Origin of the sequence: Bradyrhizobium sp. Ec3.3, from assembly GCF_000472925.1 — a bacterium.
Lineage (GTDB): Bacteria > Pseudomonadota > Alphaproteobacteria > Rhizobiales > Xanthobacteraceae > Bradyrhizobium.
Map to the genome: position 1 here is coordinate 15,885 of NZ_AXAS01000009.1, position 19,505 is coordinate 35,389.

Here is a 19,505-nt window from a genome sequence, read left to right on the forward strand (position 1 = left end):
GGTTGCCGAGTGCACAATGGGCGTCAGGCCGTGCGCTTGACCGGCCTGGCATCGCCCTGCGCGCGATCGAGATCGTCGTGCATCGCCCTCGCCTGCTCGGCGCTGTGATCGAGCAGCCAGCGTTCGAACGCGACAGGCGTCAGCGCCGGTGCGTAGAGAAAACCCTGCACGACGTCGCAGCCGAGCTCGGCGAGCACCTTGCACTGCGCCTCGGTCTCGACGCCTTCGGCAACCACGGTCATGCCGAGGCCCTGGCCGACGCGGACGACGGCGGTGGCAATGGCGAGCGCACCAGCATCAGCTTCGATGTCGCGCATAAAACTGCGGTCGATCTTCAGCTCTCGGATCGGCAGATGCGCCAGCCGGCTCAGGCTGGAATAGCCGGTGCCGAAATCGTCCAGCGACAGCCCAACGCCGAGTTCGCGGATCGCCTTCATGGTCTCGAGCGCAACCGCCCGCTCCTGCATGAACGCGCCCTCGGTGATCTCGAGCATCAAGGCGTCCGGCGGCAGCTCGTGCGCGGCGAGGACGTTTCCGACATGCTTTGCCAGCACGACGTTGCGGAAATTGATCGGCGAGAGGTTGACCGACACGCTGGGGATGTCGAGCCCGGCGCAGCGCCAGCCCGCCATCTGGCGGCACGCCTCGCGGATCGACCACAGGCCGATCTGCTCGATCAAGCCGCATTCCTCGGCAAGCGGAATGAATTTGGCCGGTAAGACCTCGCCGAGGTCGGCGTCATGCCAGCGCGCCAGCGCCTCGACGCCATGGATGGCGCCGTCAATGGTGCGGATCTGCGGCTGGTAGCGCAGGCTGAGCTTGTCCTCCGCGATGGCGCGCCGCAGCGCGGCAGTGAGAACGAGCCGCTGCTCGGCGAGCCCATTCATGTCGGCGCTGAAGAAGCGATGGGTGGAGCGTCCCGCCTGCTTGGCCTTGTACATCGCCGCATCGGCCTGCTGCATCAGCGTGTCGATATCGGTGGCGTGATCGGGATAGAGGCTGATGCCGATGCTGGCGGACATCTGCATCTGCCGCGCGCCGAGCCGCAGCGGCTCGGCCAATGCCTCGGTGATCCGGCGCGCGATGCGCGCGGCACCCTCGGCGTCGCGGTTCGGCAACAGGATGACGAATTCGTCGCCGCCGAGCCGGCCGAGCAGGTCGCTGGGCTCGATCTGCGCGCGCAGGCGATGCGCCAGCTCGACCAGCAGCTCGTCGCCAGCGGCGTGGCCGAGCGTGTCGTTGACGTCCTTGAAATGATCGAGATCGAGAAACGCCAGCGCGACGTGGCTGCCGGGGCGACAATCGTCGATCGCGGCCGTGATCAGGTGCCGCAGTTGCACGCGGTTCGGCAGGCCGGTGAGGATGTCGTGATAGGCGAGCCGCGCGATCTCCGCGCGCGCTTCCTTGCGCTCGATCGCGAGCGCGCCGAGATTGACGCAGGCATCGACGATGCGCCGGTGCCAGCGGCTCGGTGCGCGCGGCTCCCTGTAGTAGAAAGCGAAGGTGGCGATGACCCTTCCGTCCTTGGCCTTGACCGGGGTCGACCAGCAGGCGCGCAGGCCGACCGACAGTGGCATCGCCTTGTAGGGCTGCCAGCGCGGATCCCTATCGATATCAACAGCCAGGACCGGCTTGCCGTAGTAGGCGGCCGTGCCGCAGGAACCGACATCGGGTCCGATCGCGACGCCGTCCAGCGCGCGTGAATAGTCATCGGGAAGGCTGGGACCGCCGAGCGGATGCACGAAGCCGGCGGCATCGACGTGAAGCAGCGAGCAGACGACATCGGGCGCGATCTCCTCGACGCGCCGGCACAGCCGGTCGGCGATCTCGGTGATCGGCACCTCGTCGGCGAGCGCGCACGTGATCAATTGCTGGAGCGATCGCAGCTGCTTGGTTTCGGTGATGTCCTCGAGCAGGGCGAAGATATGCTTGACCCGGCCCTTGCGATCGCGGAAGGCGTCGATCCTGGCAGCAACCCAGATCTCCTCGCCATCCTTGCTGTAGAGCATCACCTCGGCTTCGCCGCCGCGGCCACCCGCCATCAGCCGTTTGCCGAGCCTTGCAAGCGCCCTGCGGTTGGTATGGCGGCCGGCCACGAGCTCGCTCACGGGCCGCCCCTCGGTCTCACCGGAGGCATAGCCGAACACGGTGGCGAAGGCCGCGTTGGTGTAGCGGATCTTCAGTTCGGTATCGGTGATGATCACCGCGCGATTGGTCTGGTCGGACACGGCGTTGAGCAGTCCGATCCGCACGCGGCGTTCGGCCTCCTCGGTGACGTCGCGAACGAAGACCGCGTACTGGGTTGTGCCGATGGACGAAAGCGATATCGCAGCCCTGATCCGCGTGCCGTCGCACCGCACGAGGCTGATCTCGTCGCGAAACCCCGCCGCGATCGGCTCGCCCAGGCATTTGAGCCCGAGAATGCGGGCATCGCGTCCGAGCGCGTCCGTGCGCGGGAGCTTCCAGAGTCGCTCTGCGGCTGCGTTGAAATGCGTGATCCGGCGGTCGGCATCGACGATGACAACGCCGTCCACGGCCAGCTCCAGCGCAGCCAGCAGGACTTCCGGAGTTCCGATCGCAGGGCAATCGTTGGCGGACATCGTTGGACCCGGGCGCGTCGCAACCAGATGCGACAAGGACGGCAAGCCTAGCGGTCCGATGGTGTCCAAGAGGTTGGCTCAACCTGGCATGGGCTCGCCAAGACGAGACATGCTTAAGATTCCGCGAAGAAGAGCCGAGGAATTGCGAAGGGAAGCGGACCTATGCGGCGCCGGTTCCCGGCTGAAGCTTGTGCAGCCGGCCTGCGACCGCCCTCACCTTGCGAGGTGCGGCCTGCCAGATCGACAACGCCGACAGTCCGCTCGCGACCATCGCGATGACAAAGGCAAGCGTGTAGTCGCCGGCAAGATCATAGAGGAAGCCCGTCACCCAGGGCCCGGCCGCGCCGCCCGCCAGCGCGGCCAGCATGATCATGCCGAAGATGCTGCCCTGATTCCTTCCCCCGAAGATCTCGAACACCACCGCGCCCATGATCGAAGTCAGCCCGTAGCCGAGAGCCCCTTGCGTAAACACCATCAGGTAGACGAGCCAGAGTGAGGCTTCGAATTTCAGCGCGATCAGCGCAGCAAAGCAGATCGCAAAGCCTGTGCAGCTCATCGCCCAGACCCATTCCCGGCCGATCCGGTCCGAGACATGGCCGAGCAGGATCTGGCCGGGAATGCCGAGCAGGCTGACGGCGCCGAGCGCCCACACTGCGACGCTCGGGCTGAAGCCGATGTCGAGCAGGAACTTGGTCTGGTGCACCTGCACCGCGTACCAGATGTACAGACCGCAGAAATAGCCGAGCGCGATCCACCAGAACCGCGCCGTCCGCAGCGCAAGCTTCAGGGTCCAGTCGGTGCCGGCCCAGACGGGATCGACGATGTTGGAGACGGGCTTTGCCGCGCTTGCCGACGGCGCGGCATCGCCGTCCGGCCGCAAACCGAGATCCTCCGGCCGCTTGCGCAGCAGCAGGTTGATCGGCGCCAGCGCGATCAGCAGCAAGAGTCCCATCGCAGTGCAGGCGGTGCGCCAGCCGCTCTGCTCGATCATGTGCTGCACCCAGGGCAGCAGCGTCACCGAGCCGATGCCGACGCCGGCAAAGGCGATACCGATGGCGAAGCCACGCTTGCGGATGAACCAGTTCGGCAGGAACAGCGACTGGCCGGAATAGCCGAGGCAGACGCTGCCGGCGCCGACCATGACGCCGATGGTGACATAGAGATGCCAGGGCTGGCTCGTCAGCGGCGCCAGCAGGAGGCCGCCCGCCATCAGCGCGACGCCGACCTCCATCACCGCGCGCGGACCTGCGCGATCCATCAGCCGGCCGATCAGCGGGCTGACCACGCCCGAGACCACGAAGCCAAACGAGAAGGCGCCCGCGGTGATGCCGCGATCCCACCCGAACTCGGAGATTATGGGAGGAAAGAACAATGAAAACGCGGTGCGCGCGTTGACCCCGATGGCCATGGTGACGAACGTCACCGCGACCACGACCCAGCCATAGAAGAACGGAAGCCGCATTGTGTTGGTTTCATCCCTGGACGATCTTTCCGATCATCCGGGGATGTCCGGGTCAAGCGCTTTTCGCGCATGCCCGGGCCACGTTTGCATGCGACGGACCTTTGCGCGGCGATGCGTCTCAGGCCGCGTCGAGCTGCGAGCGGGAGACCGGCGCCTCCGGCGCGATCCGTTCGATCGGCTGCGGCCGTCCGAGCAGATAGCCTTGCGCGAAATTCACGCCGAGCCCCTTCAGCCGCTCGAACTGTTCACTGGTCTCGACGCCCTCGGCGGTCACCGACATGTCGAGGCCGCGCGCCAGCGTCACGATCGAAGAGATGATGGCCGAGCTGCGCGGCCGATAGCTGAGATTGCTGATGAAGGACTTGTCGATCTTGATCTTGTCGAACGGAAACGCCGTCAGGTAGCTCAGCGACGAATAGCCGGTGCCGAAATCGTCGAGCGCGAGCTCGATGCCGATGCTCTTGAGCCGCTCCATGAAGGCGTGGTTCTCGATGCCGCGCTCCAAAAGGACGGACTCGGTGATCTCGATCTCGAGGCGCTCCGGCGGCAGGCCGGAATCTTCCAGCGCCGCGCAGATCACGTCGAACAGCTCGGCTTCCTTGAACTGCACCGGTGACAGGTTGACGGCGACCCGCGCGTCCGAAGGCCACGACGCCGCGTCCTCGCAGGCGCGCCGCAGCACCCATTCGCCGAGCGCCACGATCAAGCCGGTCTCCTCCGCGAGCGGAATGAACTGGTCCGGCGGGATCAGCCCGCGCGTCGGATGACGCCAGCGCACCAGTGCCTCGAAGCCGCGGCGCTCGCCGCTGGCGACGTCGACGAAGGGCTGGTAGTGCAGCTCGAACTGACAGCGCGCGATGGCGTCGCGCAAGTCACCCTCGAGCATGTTGCGCGCCTCGAGGTCGGCCGACATCGCCTCGTCATAGATGGTGAAGCAGTTGCGTCCCGCACCTTTCGAGCGATAGAGCGCGAGGTCCGCCTTCTTCAGAAGCTGTTCCTGGTTGCTGCCGTGCTCCGGCGCGATCGCAATGCCGATGCTGGTGCCGATCTCGACGCGGTGGCCGGGCAGGAAGAACGGCTCGGTGACGAGCTTGGCGATCCGGCCCGCGAGCTCGGTCGAGCACACCCGCTGATCGTCGCAGCCTTCCTGGATGATCGCGAACTCGTCGCCGCCGAGCCGCGCCAGCACGTCGTTCTGGCGCAGCGCGGATTTCAGGCGCTGCGCGACCTGGCGCAGCAAGAGGTCGCCGGCGCCGTGGCCGAGCGAGTCGTTGACGTTCTTGAAGCGGTCGAGATCGAGCATCAGGATCGAGAAGGTCAGCCCGTCCTCGCGCATCTGGCGGTTGATCTCGTCCAGCCGCGCGAGGAAGAAGGCGCGGTTCGGCAGCCCCGTCAGGATGTCGGTCTGGGCCAGCTCGAGCACCCGGCGGTTGGCGAGCGACAGCCGCCGCGAGTTGCGGCTCGCGAGCACGAGGTAGCTCGCCAGCGACAGCGTCAGAAGCATGCCGACGACCAGCACCGTGAGCGCGCGGTCATAAGCGGTTTCCAGCGGACCACCGGCGGTCGGCACGGCACGCACCTGCCAATCGGTGTCGCCGATACGCAAGCCACCCGACCAGTGCACGCCCTTCGACACGTCGCTCATCGATTGCGGCGCGGTCGCCGAGGACGCGAAATCCGGCAGCGACTGCTCCAGGCTGACGATCTGCCCCGTGAAGGGCGGATAGACGTTGACGCTGATCGCGGGACTTGCCGCCGTCGTGGTTCGGATGGCACGCAGCAGCAGCGGCAGATCGAACACGGCGACGATGACGCCCGCCTGGTTGCGGCGGCGATCGGCAACCGTGTCGCGCGAGGTGCCCTTGGCGTAGACGGGGACGACGACGAGGACGTTCGGCAACTGGCCGCCTTCCCGCGGCTCGTAGAGTCGCGTGCGTAGCGCCGCGATCCGGTCATTGTCGCGCGCGCGCTCGATCGCGGCATAGCGATCCGGAATGGTCGCGTAGTCCATGCCGTAGACCGGCGAGGTCTTCGGCTGCGTGGAATAGAAGACCGGGAAATACTCGTCGCCCTGCGGCGCGGTTGTGAAACCGTCGCCCTCGCCCTGAAGCGATTTGATGCGATAGCCGGACACACCGTCCGCGACTGCGGCGGCTTCGTATTCGGCACGCTCCTTGCGGTTGATCCGCGGCAACCATGCGACGCGGAGCATGCCGGGGTGATGCTCGAACAGCCGTCCCGCGAACGTCTCGAACTCGCTGCGGGTGACGTCCTCGTTGGCCGATTCGAACAGGGTACGCAGCGCCACGAGCCGGCTGATATATTCGTTCATGCCGTTCTGCATGACGATGGCTTCGGTTTCCGCCGCGCTCTCGAACTCGACCTTGTTGACGCGGTCCTCCCAGCGCGCGACCGCAGCCGCGCCCACCACCGAGAACGACAGGCCGAGGATTGCGGCGACCAGCGCAGGGCGATAGAGCCCGAACAACGGCGCAGGACGCCATCGCGCGATCATGCGCTTCCGATCCTGATCATTCTGATCGCGATCGCCCATCTCTCTTAAGCCGTCCCTCTGGCGTGACGGATCGAACTTCTGGTTGAGCCGTCAGAACGACGATCGGACATGGGGCTCGGTTAAGAAGTGCACAATTTCACTGCGGCGCCGGCCGCAACTGCGGAGCTTAGTTAACGTTTCCCCCGCAAGTCGCTGCATCATGGAAACAATCTGCACGGATTCACCGGAGTAATACGGAGCGCGATCAGCCTTGCGGTTAGCGAGGCCGTGGCACTATCGTTCTTCCGTAATTCCCGCAAATCCCCTATCACGCCATGACACGAGTCCGTTCCGCGACACGCATCATTTTGGCCGTCGTGCTGGCTGCATTCGTTGCGCCGGCGGCCCGAAGCGAGGAGGCTGGCGTCGGCACCGACGCGATCCTGTTCGGCCAGGCTGCGGCGCTCGAGGGGCCCTCCTCCGCGCTTGGCTTACGCATGCGGCAAGGCATCGTTGCCGCCTTCAACGAGATCAACGCCAAGGGCGGCGTTCATGGCCGCAAGCTGCAACTGATCAGCCGCGACGACGGCTATGATCCCGACCGATCGGTGGCGCAGACGCTGCGGCTGATCGACGAGGACAAGGTGTTCGCACTGATCGGCGCGGTGGGCACGCCGACCGCGATGGCGACCATCCCGATCACCAGCCTCAGGAACATTCCCTTCATCGGTCCGTTCAGCGGCGCGGAATTCCTGCGCGATCTGGAGCTCAGCAACGTCGTCAACATCCGCGCCTCCTACGGCGCGGAGGCCGAGGCCTGGATCAAGCATCTCACCGAGGATCGCAAGTTCAGCCGCATCGGGATCTTCTACCAGGACGACGCCTTCGGCCGCGACGGTCTCCTGGGCGTGAAACGCGCGCTCGCCAAGCGCGGCCTCGAGCTTGCCGCCGAAGGCACCTTTGAGCGCAACACCAAGGCCGTCGCGTCGGCCTGGCGGATGCTCAGGCGCGCCGAGCCCGAAGCCATCGTCATGGTCGGGACCTACGGCCCGTGCGCGGAGTTCATCAAGCTCGTGCACCGCAGCGGTCTCAATCCGACCTTCGTCAACATCTCCTTCGTCGGCGCCAATGCGCTCGCAAAGGAGCTCGGGCCCGAGGGCGAAGGCGTCATCGTCTCGCAGGTCGTGCCGTTTCCCTGGGACACATCGCAAAAGCTCGTTGCCGACTACCAGGCGGCGCAGAAGGCGTTCGAACCGACGCTCACGCCGGACTTCGTGTCGCTGGAAGGCTATATCTCCGGGCGCCTTGCGGCCGCCGCACTGGAGAAGACGGGGCCGAACCCGACGCGCGCCGAGCTGCTACGGGTCATCAACGACGTCGGCCGCTTCGACATCAGCGGCAACACCATCACCGTCGGCGTGCACATGATCGACACACCGCCAAAGGTGTTTCTGACGATGATCCAGAAGGACGGGACGTTCAGGCCGATCGACTAGGGCGCCTACTTATGAACCCGCACCATGGGCCCGAGCTGGGCCATCAGCAGCCTTGCGGCACTTGGCGCCGCTTTCGGGTCAGACCTCGAGCTACAGCCTCGCCCTCCTCCGCCGGGATTCTAGCCGACCCAAGCCGAGCTGCCGCCTGAGCAGCGGTCGCAAGAACTGCAAGGCACGGCGAGAGCGCTATTTTTGAATTCGCACAATATTTGATGTGAAAGAAGATCCGTAGCGGTACCGCCGCGTTATTGTCCCCTCACGCGTTTAACCAGCAGCGGTCGGCCTGACGATCGTGTGGCGACCGTTTTCCCGCAGAAAGCCGACATGGCGGTGGCTCTTGAGCTGTTCGGCTCAGGGCCATCGGCGGATGCTCAGGTGTTTGAGCTGAAACCAGCCGAATATCGCAACGACGGAGCATCCAAGCAGGCCGACTGTCTTCAGGCCCATTTCCAGTCGGTACCGGACAAGAGCGGTATCTCTATGAACAACCATCTGCCGACATTGCTCGATCACCTCTTGAAGGGCGAGCGACCCCGAGAACACGGTTGGAGATCAATCCACCTGCTCGTAGAACGCATCCTCGTCGGGCAATGCCGGGGGCCTACCGGTCAGTTCCTTGGTAACGCCCTTAAAGACTTCGGTGAGCAGTTGCGATTTCGACATCTCTGCTGCCAAGCCATCAATTCGCTTCTGTAATTCAGCGACCTTTTCAGGATTTTGCCCTGCAAGGTTGCTCTTTTCGTAGGGGTCTTGCGCCAAGTTAAAGAGCTCAATTTTCGATGGCAACGTCGTTCGCCAGACCAGTTTCCAATCCCCCTTGCGAACTGCACCGCGAAACATTTCAACGTTGTACACCACCTCGTCGCGCGGCGATGCTTTGCCATCGCTGATGGTCGGCCACATGTCGAAGCCATCAAGCGGCTTGCTCTTGCCGAGGCTCGCGCCGCCAAGTTTGGCCAGCGTCGGGTAGTAATCCACCACGTGCATCATCTGGTCGACGATGGTGCCCGGCTTGATCCTGCCCGGCCAGTTGATGAGAGACGACACCCGCGTGCCTCCCTCGTACAAGTCTCCCTTTCCGCCACGATAAGGCCCGTTACTCGCAGGCAGCGGTCCCTTCACCTCGGTCTCGCCCGCCAGATGGGCCGATTGATTGCCGCCATTGTCGCCGTGGAAAACGATTATCGTGTTTTGCCGCAAACCCTTCTTTTCCAGCGCCTTCACGACCCGGCCAATCTGGTCATCCATGGCCGTGATCATCGCAGCATAGATGCGGCGGTTAGGGTCACTGATTTGCTTGTACCTCTCGATATACTCCTGCGGAGCCTGATAGGGCGTATGGGGTGCAGTGAAGGCGAGATACATAAAAAAAGGCTTCCTGGTGTTCTGTGCGTCGATGAAGCGAACCGCGTCATCGCCCAACAGGCTCGTCACATAGCCCTTCTCATTGACTGGCTTGTTGTCCCGATACCAATCAAGCTTGCCGTGGACGGAGTGCGTGAAGTAGTCGATCTCGCCAAGTTGCGCGCCATACTGATAGTCGAAACCGCGTTGCTTTGGCCAAAACTCGCGTTTGGCATGACCGAGATGCCATTTGCCCACAATCGCAGTTGTGTAACCGGCCTCCTTCAGCGCTTGAGGGAGGAGCCATTCATCAGTCGGCAGGCCATAGGACGAAGATGCGGGAATGACCAAGGTTTGCAGTCCGTAGCGTAAGGGATAGCGACCAGTCATCAAAGCCGCTCGCGTAGGCGTACACATGGGCTGCACGTAGAATTGTTCGAGCCGTGCCCCGGTCTTTGCGAGCTCATCAATATTTGGTGTCAGGATGTCGGAGCCGTGAAATCCGACATCGGCCCAACCCAGATCGTCGGCCAGGATATAGATGATATTGGCCTGCGACTGCTGCGCAGCAGTTGGCGCTGCGGCGCCGAAGCAAGTCGCTAGACCCACGAGCACGGAAGCCACCGCGAACAGTGTTCTCTTCATATTGTCATCCCCAGCGCCGGAGGTCCCCGGCAAAAATTAGATCACCTGAAACTATGGCGGTTGGACCTAGCAAAAGGGTTGATATGCAAAGTGGGCGCTGAGGTCCGTTCCGGGTCAAAATGAAGAACTCAACGTGAGCAAATCTAGTCCGCTATACCCTGCTGTCCGGACCTCTACGCGGCGTGCCGGCACTTCGCTGATGGGCCACAAGCGGAAGTTGACGAACTATCCTTGCAGATCCAAAGCAAGCAGCTTTTTTCGGTTGAGGATCGTGATCTCGCGCTGACTACCAACAAAGCTGAGGACTTCTGCACGGTGTAGTCGAGATATTGAGCGAGATACAGTTTCGAGCGTCAAGCCAAGGTAGTCGGCAATATCTCGGCGGGTCATCGGGAGTGTCACGACGCCAGCAGCACTGAGCCGCTTATCCATTTCACCCAAAAACGCGGCAACTCTTTCCAAGGCGTCTTTGCGCCCCAGAAGAAGCATATGATTTTCCGCGTGCTGAAGGTTGGTGGTAGTCACACTAAGCAGGTTACAGGTCACGACCGCGTCGCTATCGGCCGCCGTCTCGAGGCTTTTCCGCTTTATGAGGCGCAGAGTGGTTTCGACAATTGCCTCTGCAGTAAATCGATGGGCATCGCCGTTCACCAGTCCGAAAATATCGCCCGCCAAGTGAAAGGCACCGATTTGACGCCGACCATCAGGAAGCATCTTGTAAGTTCGCACTGCTCCACTTCTAACCTGATAGACGTACTCGGCAGGCTCCTTTTCACCGTAGATCTCGCTTCCCTTTTTGTAAGTGAACTCATTTAGGCTCACGATCGGGTTTGAACTGCTCGTCAGGCCAAGATCGCTGAGTGTGTTAGAACGAGACTCCGTGGTGATGCGAACAAACAAATCCACCTCCCAAATCAATCGAACTTTTCGCAGAACATCCCAACAGAGTAGTGGCGCACCTCCCGCAATGGTTGAATCGTAAATCCGGCAAGCGTATTCCATGCCCGTCCGTTGGATCATTGTACCAAGGGACAATGCGACAACTGAGGCCCAATCGTTTAGTAGCGCGAGTTGGGGACCTCCCCGGCGAGTGGGCAATTAGTTGAGGCGATCGCGAAGCTTCTTGATGATTGCCCGCAATTCGTTTGCGTACTCCTCGATGATCCGCAGGGCCTCCTCGGTTCGCATCGGTTTCAACGGCAGCTCCTTTTCATCCGGACGTGGACCATCGGTCGATTTCATGTTGCAACCGTCGAACAGGGCTGAAATGGCCCATTGAGCTAAATCAACGTGTGGTCGATCGAAGTTGGAGGCATGGAGCGCGTTCGGTGAAAGCCGGGCGCGTCCGCTCCGGGTCAACAGGAGCGGTCGGCCTAACGATCGTGTGGCGTCCGGTTTCCCGCAGACCGCCGACATGGCGGTGGCTATTGCGCTGTTCGGCTCAGGGTCATCCGCGGATGCTCAGGTGTTTGGGTGAAACCAGCCGAACATTGCAACGCCGGCGCATCCAAGCAGGCCGAATGTCTGCAGGCCCATTTCCAGCCAGTACTGGACCGGAGCGGTATCTTTATGAACAACCCGCTTCGACAAGCCTGCAAGACTGTCTACAATAATGTCCAGAATACCAGTACTATGCGGGCAAGCCGTGATCTTTCTCTCGACAAGGCCAGACCGCACTTTGCGGAAGCAATCGACGCAAAGATAGATTGCGACGATACGAGCGACGATTTCATAAAGAAAGAACTGCATTCAAAAATCCGTTCACCAAGTAACCGGTTTGATGACCAGGCCGTGTTGCGCGTCAATCGGCAGGGTTACAGGCTAGGTGCGGTCATGAGCGCTACCTGGTCTTGGTGTGGCCGGATTTGGTGTTGGTTCAATTGCAGGAATGATCACGGCGCAGGTCGCGCCTAATCCGGCGCAGGAGCGTTAACGCCATGACTGATCGAAGGATTTCCGCCTCACCGCCAGAGAGCTGACGTCCGGGCCTTTATGAACACATGCCCCGGTTCAAGCGCTCTTCACGGACGGCGCGTCCAGCGTTCGGCATTGACGGCGCCCGGCGGGACCTCGCCCTTGATGATCGCCTCGACCTGGCGCACGGTTTCCAGCGACTGATATTCGATCGCCTGCGGCGTCAGGCCGCCGACATGCGGCGTGGCGATGACGTTGGGAAGATGCGCCAGCTCCGGCGTCGGCATCTGGTCCGGCGCGCGGCCGACATCCATCGCGGCACCAGCGATGCGGCTCTCGCGTAGCGCCGCTGCAAGCGCCGCCTCATCGACGAGATTGCCGCGCGAGAGGTTGATGAAGACGGCGTGCCTTTGCATGCGCGCCAGCGCCTCCGTGCCGATCAGATTCTCCGTCTGCTCATTGGCGATGGCGAGACAGACGACATAGTCGGATGCCGCCAGGAGTTCGTCGAGCGGGACGTGCCTGATTGCGGCATCTTCGATCGTCACGAAGGGATCGGCGACCAGCACCTCCATGCGCAGCACCTTTGCGACCTCGGCAAGATAGCGTCCGATACTGCCAAAGCCGATGATGCCGAGGCTGCTGCCGGCGAGCTGGCGCCCCATCCGCGCCACCGGCTTGCGGCCCGCCCGGTAATCCGCCGTGGTTCGCGACACGCCGCGCGACAGGTCGACCATGAAGCCAAGCGCGAGCTCGGCCACCGCCTGGACGAAGCCGGGGCCGGCGCGCGTCACCAGCACGCCAACTTCCGAGGCGGCCTCGACACTGACGTTGCGGATATCGACGGCGCAGCGGACGAAGGCGGAGAGGCGCGGCAGTTGCCCAAAGATCTCGCCGCGGCCTTCGGTCATGCGGTCGGCGACGATGATGTCGGCTTCGGCCGCGGCGCGGACGAGGCCGGCGGCATCGAGCGGCTGGTCGCCCTCATGCAGCATCACCTCGGCCAGCGCTTGCAAGCCTCTCAGGCTGCGCTCGCCGTAATAATTCCTGCGCATCTCCGGCGTGTGGGCCAACAGAACCTTCACGGCAAGAACTCCCTCTAGTAGCCGAATGCGCGCGGCAACGCGGTCGAGATCGACGGCACGAAGGCAATCACGAGCAGGCAGAGCATCAACAGCCCGAGATACCCCATGATCGGCTTCACCGTCCGCTCGATCGGCACATTGCCGATCAGGCAGGCTCCGTAAAGCCCAAGCCCGAGCGGCGGTGCGAACAGGCCGATGCCCATCGCGATCACCAGCACCACGCCGAAATGCAGGGGATCGATGCCGAGCTGCACCGCGACGGGCAGGAGCAGCGGCCCGAAGATGATCAGCGCGGCCGCGCCCTCCAGCACCGAGCCCATCACGATCAGCACGAGGATCGCGAGCAGCATGAATAGCCAGACGCCGGAGGTCTTGGACAGGCCCAGCATGAAGTCGCCGACCGCGTGCGGCACCTGCTGCAGGGTCAGCGTGAACGCCAGCGACTGCGCGGCCGCGACGATGAACAGCACGAGCCCGGCGCGCGTCGCCGCCTGCACGAAGCTGTGGGCGGCGGCTTTCAACGTGAGCTCCCTGAACACGAGGCTTCCGACCAGGATGGCATAGGCTGCCGCGAAGGCGGAGATCTCGGTCGCGGTGGCAAAGCCGGTTTTGAAGCCCGCAAAGATCATGAAGATCAGGCCGAAGGATGCGATCGCACCGCTCCACAGGCCGGACACCGGGACTTGCGGCTCCGTCTCCTCGGTCGCCGTCGGCGGCTTGCCGAAGATGATGGACACGGCGATCAGCACCAGCGCCATCAGGGCCGCCGGCAGCAGGCCCGCCATGAACAACCCGCCGATCGAGAGGTTCGCGACGAAGCCGAGAATGATCAGGTTGATGCAGGGCGGAATGGTTTCTGCCATCACGGCGGAGGCCGCGAGCAATGCCACGGCGCTGCCCGGATTCTGCCGGGAGCGGCGCGCCGCCGGGATCAGCACCGAGCCGACGGCGGCAACATCGGCCATCTTCGAGCCGGAGATGCCGGAGAACAGCACCATCGAGGTGACCATCACGACGTTGAGGCCGCCGCGCATGCGGCCGACCGCGCGCTGCAACAGCTCGATCAGGCGCACCGACATGCCGTTGGCTTCCATGAGGTAGCCGACCAGGATGAAGAACGGGATCGCGAGCAGCACGAAATTGTCGATGCCGCGCGCCATCTGCTGGGCGAAGATGACGCCGGGCAGCGCGCCCTCCACCCAGATGAAGATCAACGCCGCCAGCGCCAGTGCAAAGCCGATCGGCAGTCCGCCGAACAGCGTGACGAAGAAGCCGATCAGCATCAGCGTGCCTGATGACGGCACCGACGCGGGCAGCAGCGCGTCCCAGGCGAGATAGAGACCGGTGACCACGATGATCGCAACGAGGCCCCTGGCGATGTCGGAAAGCGGCCTTGCGCAGAGCTGATCGATCGCGAACACCGTCATGAACAGCGCGCCGACGCCCATCGGGTAGAACGTCAGCTCCAGCGGCAGCCCGGATCCTGTGGTCTGGCCCGTGGTCAGGGTCCCCAGCTTGATCGCGTTGTAGGCGACGTAGGCCGAGATCAGCACGATCAGCAGCGCGCTCGCGGCATCGACCAGCGCCCGCAGCCGTGGAGTCAGCATGTCGCGGAAGAAGGACACGCCGACATTCTCGCCGCGCGCAAGCGCGCTCGCCGCACCAAAAAAGGCCGATCCGACCATCAGACCGCGCGCGACGTCGTCGGACCATTCGACCGGCGCGTTGAAGAGGAAGCGCAGCAGCACCGAAACGCAGACCACCACGAGGTCGGCGGCCAGCAGGATGGCCGCGATTGCGTCGCTCAGGCGCAGCAAAAGGGTGATGCTCCCGCGGCGGCCGCCTGAGAGGGACGCGGCGGCGGTCATCGTCATCTCAGGCCTGGGTCGCGCGGATCATGTCGATGACGGGCTTGGATTCAGGGCGCGCCTTGATGAAGTTATCGCTCTGCGGCATGACGCGCTTCCTGAACGCCTCGCGGTCGCATTCGGCAACCGTCACGCCCTTCTCGGTCAGAGCCGCCAGCGCCTCCTTCTCAACCGCAAGGCCGTGCGCACGCGTGTCGGCCGCAGCCTTCTTCGCAGCATCGAGAAAGCCGTCGCGCAGCTTCGGATCCATGCGGTTGTAGGTCATGTCGCTGAAGTAGATCGCGAGCGGCGAGAAGTTGTGCTGCGTCAGCGCATAGAACTTTGCCGTCTCGAAGAACTTGCTGGCCAGGATGGTCGGCGGGTCGTGCTCGAGCCCGTCGAGCACGCCGGCCTGCAGCGCAGTGTAGATTTCGCCGAACGCCAGCGGCGTCGCCGCTGCGCCCATCAACCGTAGGCATTCCGTGATGACGGGATTTGGCAGCGTCCTGATCTTGAGGCCCGCGAGGTCCTCGGGCGTTTTCACCGGCTTCTTCGCCAGCACGCTGCGCGAGCCGAAATTATAGGCCCAGGCGATGATGCGGATGTTTGCGCCCTTGAGCAGCGCATCCTCGATCGGCTTGGCGGCGCCGGCATCGAACGCCTTGGTCTGCTGCGGGAAGCTCGCAAAGAGATAGCCGAGGTCGAAGGTGCCGACGAGCGGCACCAGATTGGCCGAGATCGACGAGCCCGACACCATCAGGTCGATGACGCCGAGCTTCACCGAATTGATGACGTCGATTTCCTGGCCCAGCTGGTTGTCGGGGAAGAAAGCGACCTCGACCTGCTCACCGAGCCCGTTGGCCTTCAGCTGCTTGACCAGATTGTCGTAGTAGACGCGGCCGTTGGCATATTTGGGATCGTTCGGCAGCGATGAGGAGCATTTCAGCTTCAATGTCGCGGCTTCCGCGCGGCCGATGATGGCGGGCGAGAATACGAGGCCGGCGGTTATCGCCGTCGAGGATTTGATGAACGCGCGACGGCTCACTGGCACTGACGTCATTGTGCTCTTCTCCCCAAGTCTTTTTTATTTTGTGCCGCAGTCGTTGCCGCAGCCGTTTGATCGACTGTAGGGCCAAAGCGACGAGACAGGCAAGGGTAGCGGCACGTGGCGACCCGGAGGGCGGCAGGCGCGGATGTTTTGGCGACAAGACGCGCGATTGGCCTATCTTTGCAGTTGTTTCCAGCAGGCCGGCGCGATGCGCGATGGATGGTGCGGCGCTCGGCCAGCCCAAGACCGATCGATCCAATTCAGGTATGGATCGATGCAGAAGTCATATTGATTGCTCTCGGCTCTCGCCGTTGGCGCAACGGAACGAGAAAAGGCTGCGGGAAGTGCTCCCGCAGCCTTGTCTCTCAATCAGTCCTCGCGAACGATCTCAGCGCGAATGCGCGCCGCTCAACTGGCCGATCGCATCGCTCTGGCGCGAGGGGCGAAGCGCATAGGCGCCGTCGCCGAGCAGCGCCTGCGCAAGCAGTGCGATGGCCCAGAAGGCGGGGAATTCCCAGCCGCCCTTTGGATTGGTGAAGAAGAAGCCGGCGCCGCCGTGCACGGTGAAGATGGCGCCGAGCAAGATCGGAATGCCGGCGAGCGCAGCGTAGCGGGTCCACACGCCGAGGATCAGGGCGACGCCGCTCAGCACCTCAACCGTCATCACGAGATAGGCTAGCTCGGGCGGAAAGCCGAGGCTGCCGAAGAACTTTGCAGTCCCGGCCGGGGTAAAGACGAACAACTTCAAGCTGGCATGGGCGAGAAACAGCGCACCCAGCGTCACGCGCAACACCAGCGCCGCATAGGGCGCGGTACGGGAATCGATCATAGCGGTCTCCTTTGATGGCCCACCTTATGATCTATTCTCAATTCGGTGATAATCTGCTATTCTGGAAGAATAGTTCACACCCATAGAGTGAGATCATTGCTCGACCGCCTGACCAGCCTGGAAGTCTTCGCCAAGGTGGCGGCGGTCGGCAGCCTGTCTGGCGCCGCGCGCGCAATGGGCCTGTCGCAGACCATGGTCACCAAGCACGTTGCGTCGCTTGAAAGCCGCCTCGGCATCAAGCTGTTCCATCGCACCACGCGCCGGCTGTCCATCACCGAGGCCGGGCGCAGCTATCTCGAATCCTCCGAGCGAATCCTCGCCGACATGGAGACCGCCGACGCCGCGGCCGCCGCCGAACGGGTCGAGCCACGCGGGCTGCTCCGCGTCAACGTGCCGGTGGTGTTCGGCACACGACAGATCGCGCCGCTGCTCGGCGATTTTGCCGAGCGCTATCCGAAGGTCACGACCGAGCTCGGCCTCAACGACCGGCTGGTCGACCTGGCCGAGGAAGGCTGGGACCTTGCGATCCGCATCGGACGCTTGCGCGACTCCAGCATGGTGGCGCGGCGGCTGGCACCGAACCGCCTAGTAGTCTGCGCTGCGCCGGCCTATCTCGCCAAATACGGCACTCCGCGCAAGGTCGCCGACCTCGCCGCCCACAACTGCCTCGGCTACACGCTGTCGCAGCAGGCGAGCGCCGCGGAATGGCTGTTCGGCGCGGACGGCGAGATCCGCGTCCAGGTCAACGGCAACCTCCGCGCCAACAATGGTGATGCGCTGCGTGCCGCGAGCCTCGCTGGCCTTGGCATCGCGCGGCAGCCGACCTTCATCGTCGCCGATGATCTGCGCGCCGGGACCCTGGTGGCGCTTCCGCTCGACCAGCCGGAGGTCCGGTCGTCGGCGGTGCATGCGGTCTATCTGCCGGATCGGCGGCCGCCGGCGAAGGTCCGCGCCTTCATCGATTTCCTGGCGGCGCGCTTTTCGCCGGAGCCGCCCTGGGATCGTGGCCTGTTCTGACCCATTTTGCCGCACATCCCAAAGTGAGCTAGCGCACAGACGCCGTCACGGCGCGCGGCTAGAAGAGCTGTCACCCTCGCGCGCATCGCCGATGGAGGTGACACCATGCGCCGTCCAGCCCTTTGCAATTTGCTTCTTGCATCCAGCCTTCTCGTTCTTTCGCAGCTCATCGCACCGACGGACGCCTCCGCCGAAACACGGCTCGCGCTCGTGATCGGCCAGTCCGCCTATCGCACAGTGCCCGAACTGCCCAACGCCGCCAACGATGCCAAGGGCATGACGGAGCTGCTCGGCAATGCCGGCTTCAACGTCACCACCGCACCCAACCTGGCGCAGAACGAGATGCGTCAGGCGATCAGCGATTTCGCCGGCAAGGTCAGCGCGAGCGGCGCCGACACCGTCGCATTGGTGTTCTATGCCGGCCACGGCTTGCAGATCGACGGCGAGAACTATCTGGTGCCGGTCGATCTCGATCCGAAGCGCGAGGCGGACATTCCCTTGCAGGGCGTGCGGCTGAACGACCTGCTCAACACGCTCGGCGCACTGCCGACGCGCGCGCGCATCTTCATGCTCGATGCCTGCCGCAACAATCCGTTCCCGGCGCTCAATGGCGCCGGCCACGGGCTTGCGATCGTCGACACCAAGGCCGGCGCGCCGGGCTCCTTCATTTCCTACTCGACCTCGCCCGGCGCGGAAGCCGAGGACGGCGCCGGCATCGACAGTCCCTACACCACGGCGGCGCTGACGATCGCCAAGCAGCCGAACCTGCCGATCGAGGAAGTCTTCAAACGCATCCGCGTCGCCGTCGCCCAGTCGACGGACGGCCGGCAGATCCCGTGGGAAAGCTCGTCGCTGACGGCCGACTTCAAGTTCTTCGGCGACAGCAGCGGGCAGCAGCTTTCCGTTCCCGGCGCGGGTTCGCCGGCGCTGGCCAGCGCGAGCCGCACCGTCGAGGACTGGCGCCAGGAGCTGCGCGGCAAGGAGCCCAAGGTCGCCTATGATCTTGTGATCGCGGACGACTCCGTGCCCGCGTATCAGGCCTATGTCGAGCTGTTCGCGCAGGCCCCCGCAACGCCGCGCCTGCGCACGATCCTGGAGCGTCGGCGCCAGATGCTGGCCTGGGAGCTAGCGGTCGCGATCAACACCCGCGCCTCATACGAGACCTATCTCACGAACTGGGGCAGCAGCGACCTTGCGGCAACCGCGCGCAGGCTGCTGCTCCGCGTGCAGAACCGCAACTACGGGCCGACGGCTGCGGCCGCCGCAGTACCGGTCGCCGTCGCGATGGCACCGACCTGCCCGTGCTCGACGCCGTCCACACCAGCGACGCCGATCAATCCGACGGTCGCCCCGATCATCAAGAAGCGCGTCGACGACACGCCGCCAAAGAGGAAGGTCGTCGACACGCCGCCAAAACCGCGCCGGCCGCCACCCGACGAAGTGGTCTACGAGCGCGCCCCGCCCCCTGATCGCGGGCCGCCGCCCGGCGCCGTCATGCAAGGCATCGGCATTGGTGTCGGAATTGGCATGGGCATGGGTATGGGCGGCGGCCGCAGCGGCGGCGAATACAATCGCGGCAGATACTGAGCCCACCTCGCACGATGCGGAGGACAGGTGCGCCCTCCGTCATTGCGAGCGAAGCGAAGCAATCCAGGCTGCCTCTGTGGAAAGTTCGGGATTGCTTCGTCGCAAGAGCTCCTCGCAATGACGACTGAGAAGCCGCC

14 protein-coding genes are annotated in these 19,505 nt (G+C 63.9%); 3 read left to right on the forward strand and 11 right to left on the reverse strand.

Translation table 11 applies throughout. The features are described 5' to 3' along the window. Positions 1–23: 23 nt before the first annotated feature. The 3 genes from YUU_RS0110355 to YUU_RS0110365 all read right to left on the reverse strand — a co-directional run bounded on the left by YUU_RS0110355 (position 24) and on the right by YUU_RS0110365 (position 6,577). Complete coding sequence (locus tag YUU_RS0110355) at positions 24–2,600, reverse strand: EAL domain-containing protein (protein WP_027522292.1); 2,577 nt, start codon at positions 2,598–2,600, stop codon at positions 24–26. 160 nt (positions 2,601–2,760) lie between these two features. Then, positions 2,761–4,062 carry an MFS transporter gene (locus YUU_RS0110360; RefSeq protein WP_027522293.1) on the reverse strand — a complete coding sequence of 434 codons (1,302 nt, stop codon included), beginning with the start codon at positions 4,060–4,062 and terminating at the stop codon, positions 2,761–2,763. A 118-nt stretch (positions 4,063–4,180) separates the two neighbouring features. Continuing rightward, positions 4,181–6,577, reverse strand: coding sequence for an EAL domain-containing protein (locus tag YUU_RS0110365; RefSeq protein ID WP_035662016.1), 2,397 nt, complete (start codon positions 6,575–6,577; stop codon positions 4,181–4,183). Between the two features lie 314 nt (positions 6,578–6,891). Here YUU_RS0110365 and YUU_RS0110370 point away from each other — a divergent pair, with 314 nt between their 5' ends. Beyond that, on the forward strand, positions 6,892–8,052 hold the full coding sequence (locus tag YUU_RS0110370) for an ABC transporter substrate-binding protein (RefSeq protein WP_027522295.1): 1,161 nt from the start codon (positions 6,892–6,894) through the stop codon (positions 8,050–8,052). A gap of 552 nt (positions 8,053–8,604) precedes the next feature. Here the strand turns inward: YUU_RS0110370 and YUU_RS0110380 are convergent. The 8 genes from YUU_RS0110380 to YUU_RS0110415 all read right to left on the reverse strand — a co-directional run bounded on the left by YUU_RS0110380 (position 8,605) and on the right by YUU_RS0110415 (position 16,764). Then, positions 8,605–10,041, reverse strand: coding sequence for an arylsulfatase (locus YUU_RS0110380; RefSeq protein WP_027522297.1), 1,437 nt, complete (start codon positions 10,039–10,041; stop codon positions 8,605–8,607). Between the two features lie 225 nt (positions 10,042–10,266). Further along, positions 10,267–10,941: a helix-turn-helix domain-containing protein gene (locus YUU_RS0110385; RefSeq protein WP_027522298.1), complete on the reverse strand. Its 675-nt coding sequence runs from the start codon at positions 10,939–10,941 to the stop codon at positions 10,267–10,269. 198 nt (positions 10,942–11,139) lie between these two features. Then, on the reverse strand, positions 11,140–11,400 hold the full coding sequence (locus YUU_RS58545) for a hypothetical protein (RefSeq protein WP_156944207.1): 261 nt from the start codon (positions 11,398–11,400) through the stop codon (positions 11,140–11,142). A 102-nt stretch (positions 11,401–11,502) separates the two neighbouring features. Then, a complete protein-coding gene (locus YUU_RS0110395) occupies positions 11,503–11,790 on the reverse strand; it encodes a hypothetical protein (RefSeq protein WP_027522299.1) in 288 nt (95 codons plus the stop codon). 272 nt (positions 11,791–12,062) lie between these two features. Next, on the reverse strand, positions 12,063–13,040 hold the full coding sequence (locus tag YUU_RS0110400) for a hydroxyacid dehydrogenase (protein WP_027522300.1): 978 nt from the start codon (positions 13,038–13,040) through the stop codon (positions 12,063–12,065). 14 nt (positions 13,041–13,054) lie between these two features. Next, on the reverse strand, positions 13,055–14,908 hold the full coding sequence (locus YUU_RS0110405; RefSeq protein ID WP_027522301.1) for a TRAP transporter large permease subunit: 1,854 nt from the start codon (positions 14,906–14,908) through the stop codon (positions 13,055–13,057). Positions 14,909–14,915: 7 nt separating this feature from the next. Then, positions 14,916–15,947: a TRAP transporter substrate-binding protein gene (locus YUU_RS0110410; RefSeq protein ID WP_027522302.1), complete on the reverse strand. Its 1,032-nt coding sequence runs from the start codon at positions 15,945–15,947 to the stop codon at positions 14,916–14,918. A 376-nt stretch (positions 15,948–16,323) separates the two neighbouring features. Further along, a complete protein-coding gene (locus YUU_RS0110415; RefSeq protein ID WP_027522303.1) occupies positions 16,324–16,764 on the reverse strand; it encodes a DoxX family protein in 441 nt (146 codons plus the stop codon). Between the two features lie 96 nt (positions 16,765–16,860). On the opposite strand from YUU_RS0110415, the gene YUU_RS0110420 reads away from it, so the two are divergent. Both YUU_RS0110420 and YUU_RS0110425 read left to right on the forward strand, forming a co-directional pair. Continuing rightward, a complete protein-coding gene (locus YUU_RS0110420; RefSeq protein WP_027522304.1) occupies positions 16,861–17,781 on the forward strand; it encodes a LysR family transcriptional regulator in 921 nt (306 codons plus the stop codon). Positions 17,782–17,886: 105 nt separating this feature from the next. Then, positions 17,887–19,368, forward strand: coding sequence for a caspase family protein (locus YUU_RS0110425; protein ID WP_027522305.1), 1,482 nt, complete (start codon positions 17,887–17,889; stop codon positions 19,366–19,368). Positions 19,369–19,505 lie beyond the last annotated feature (137 nt).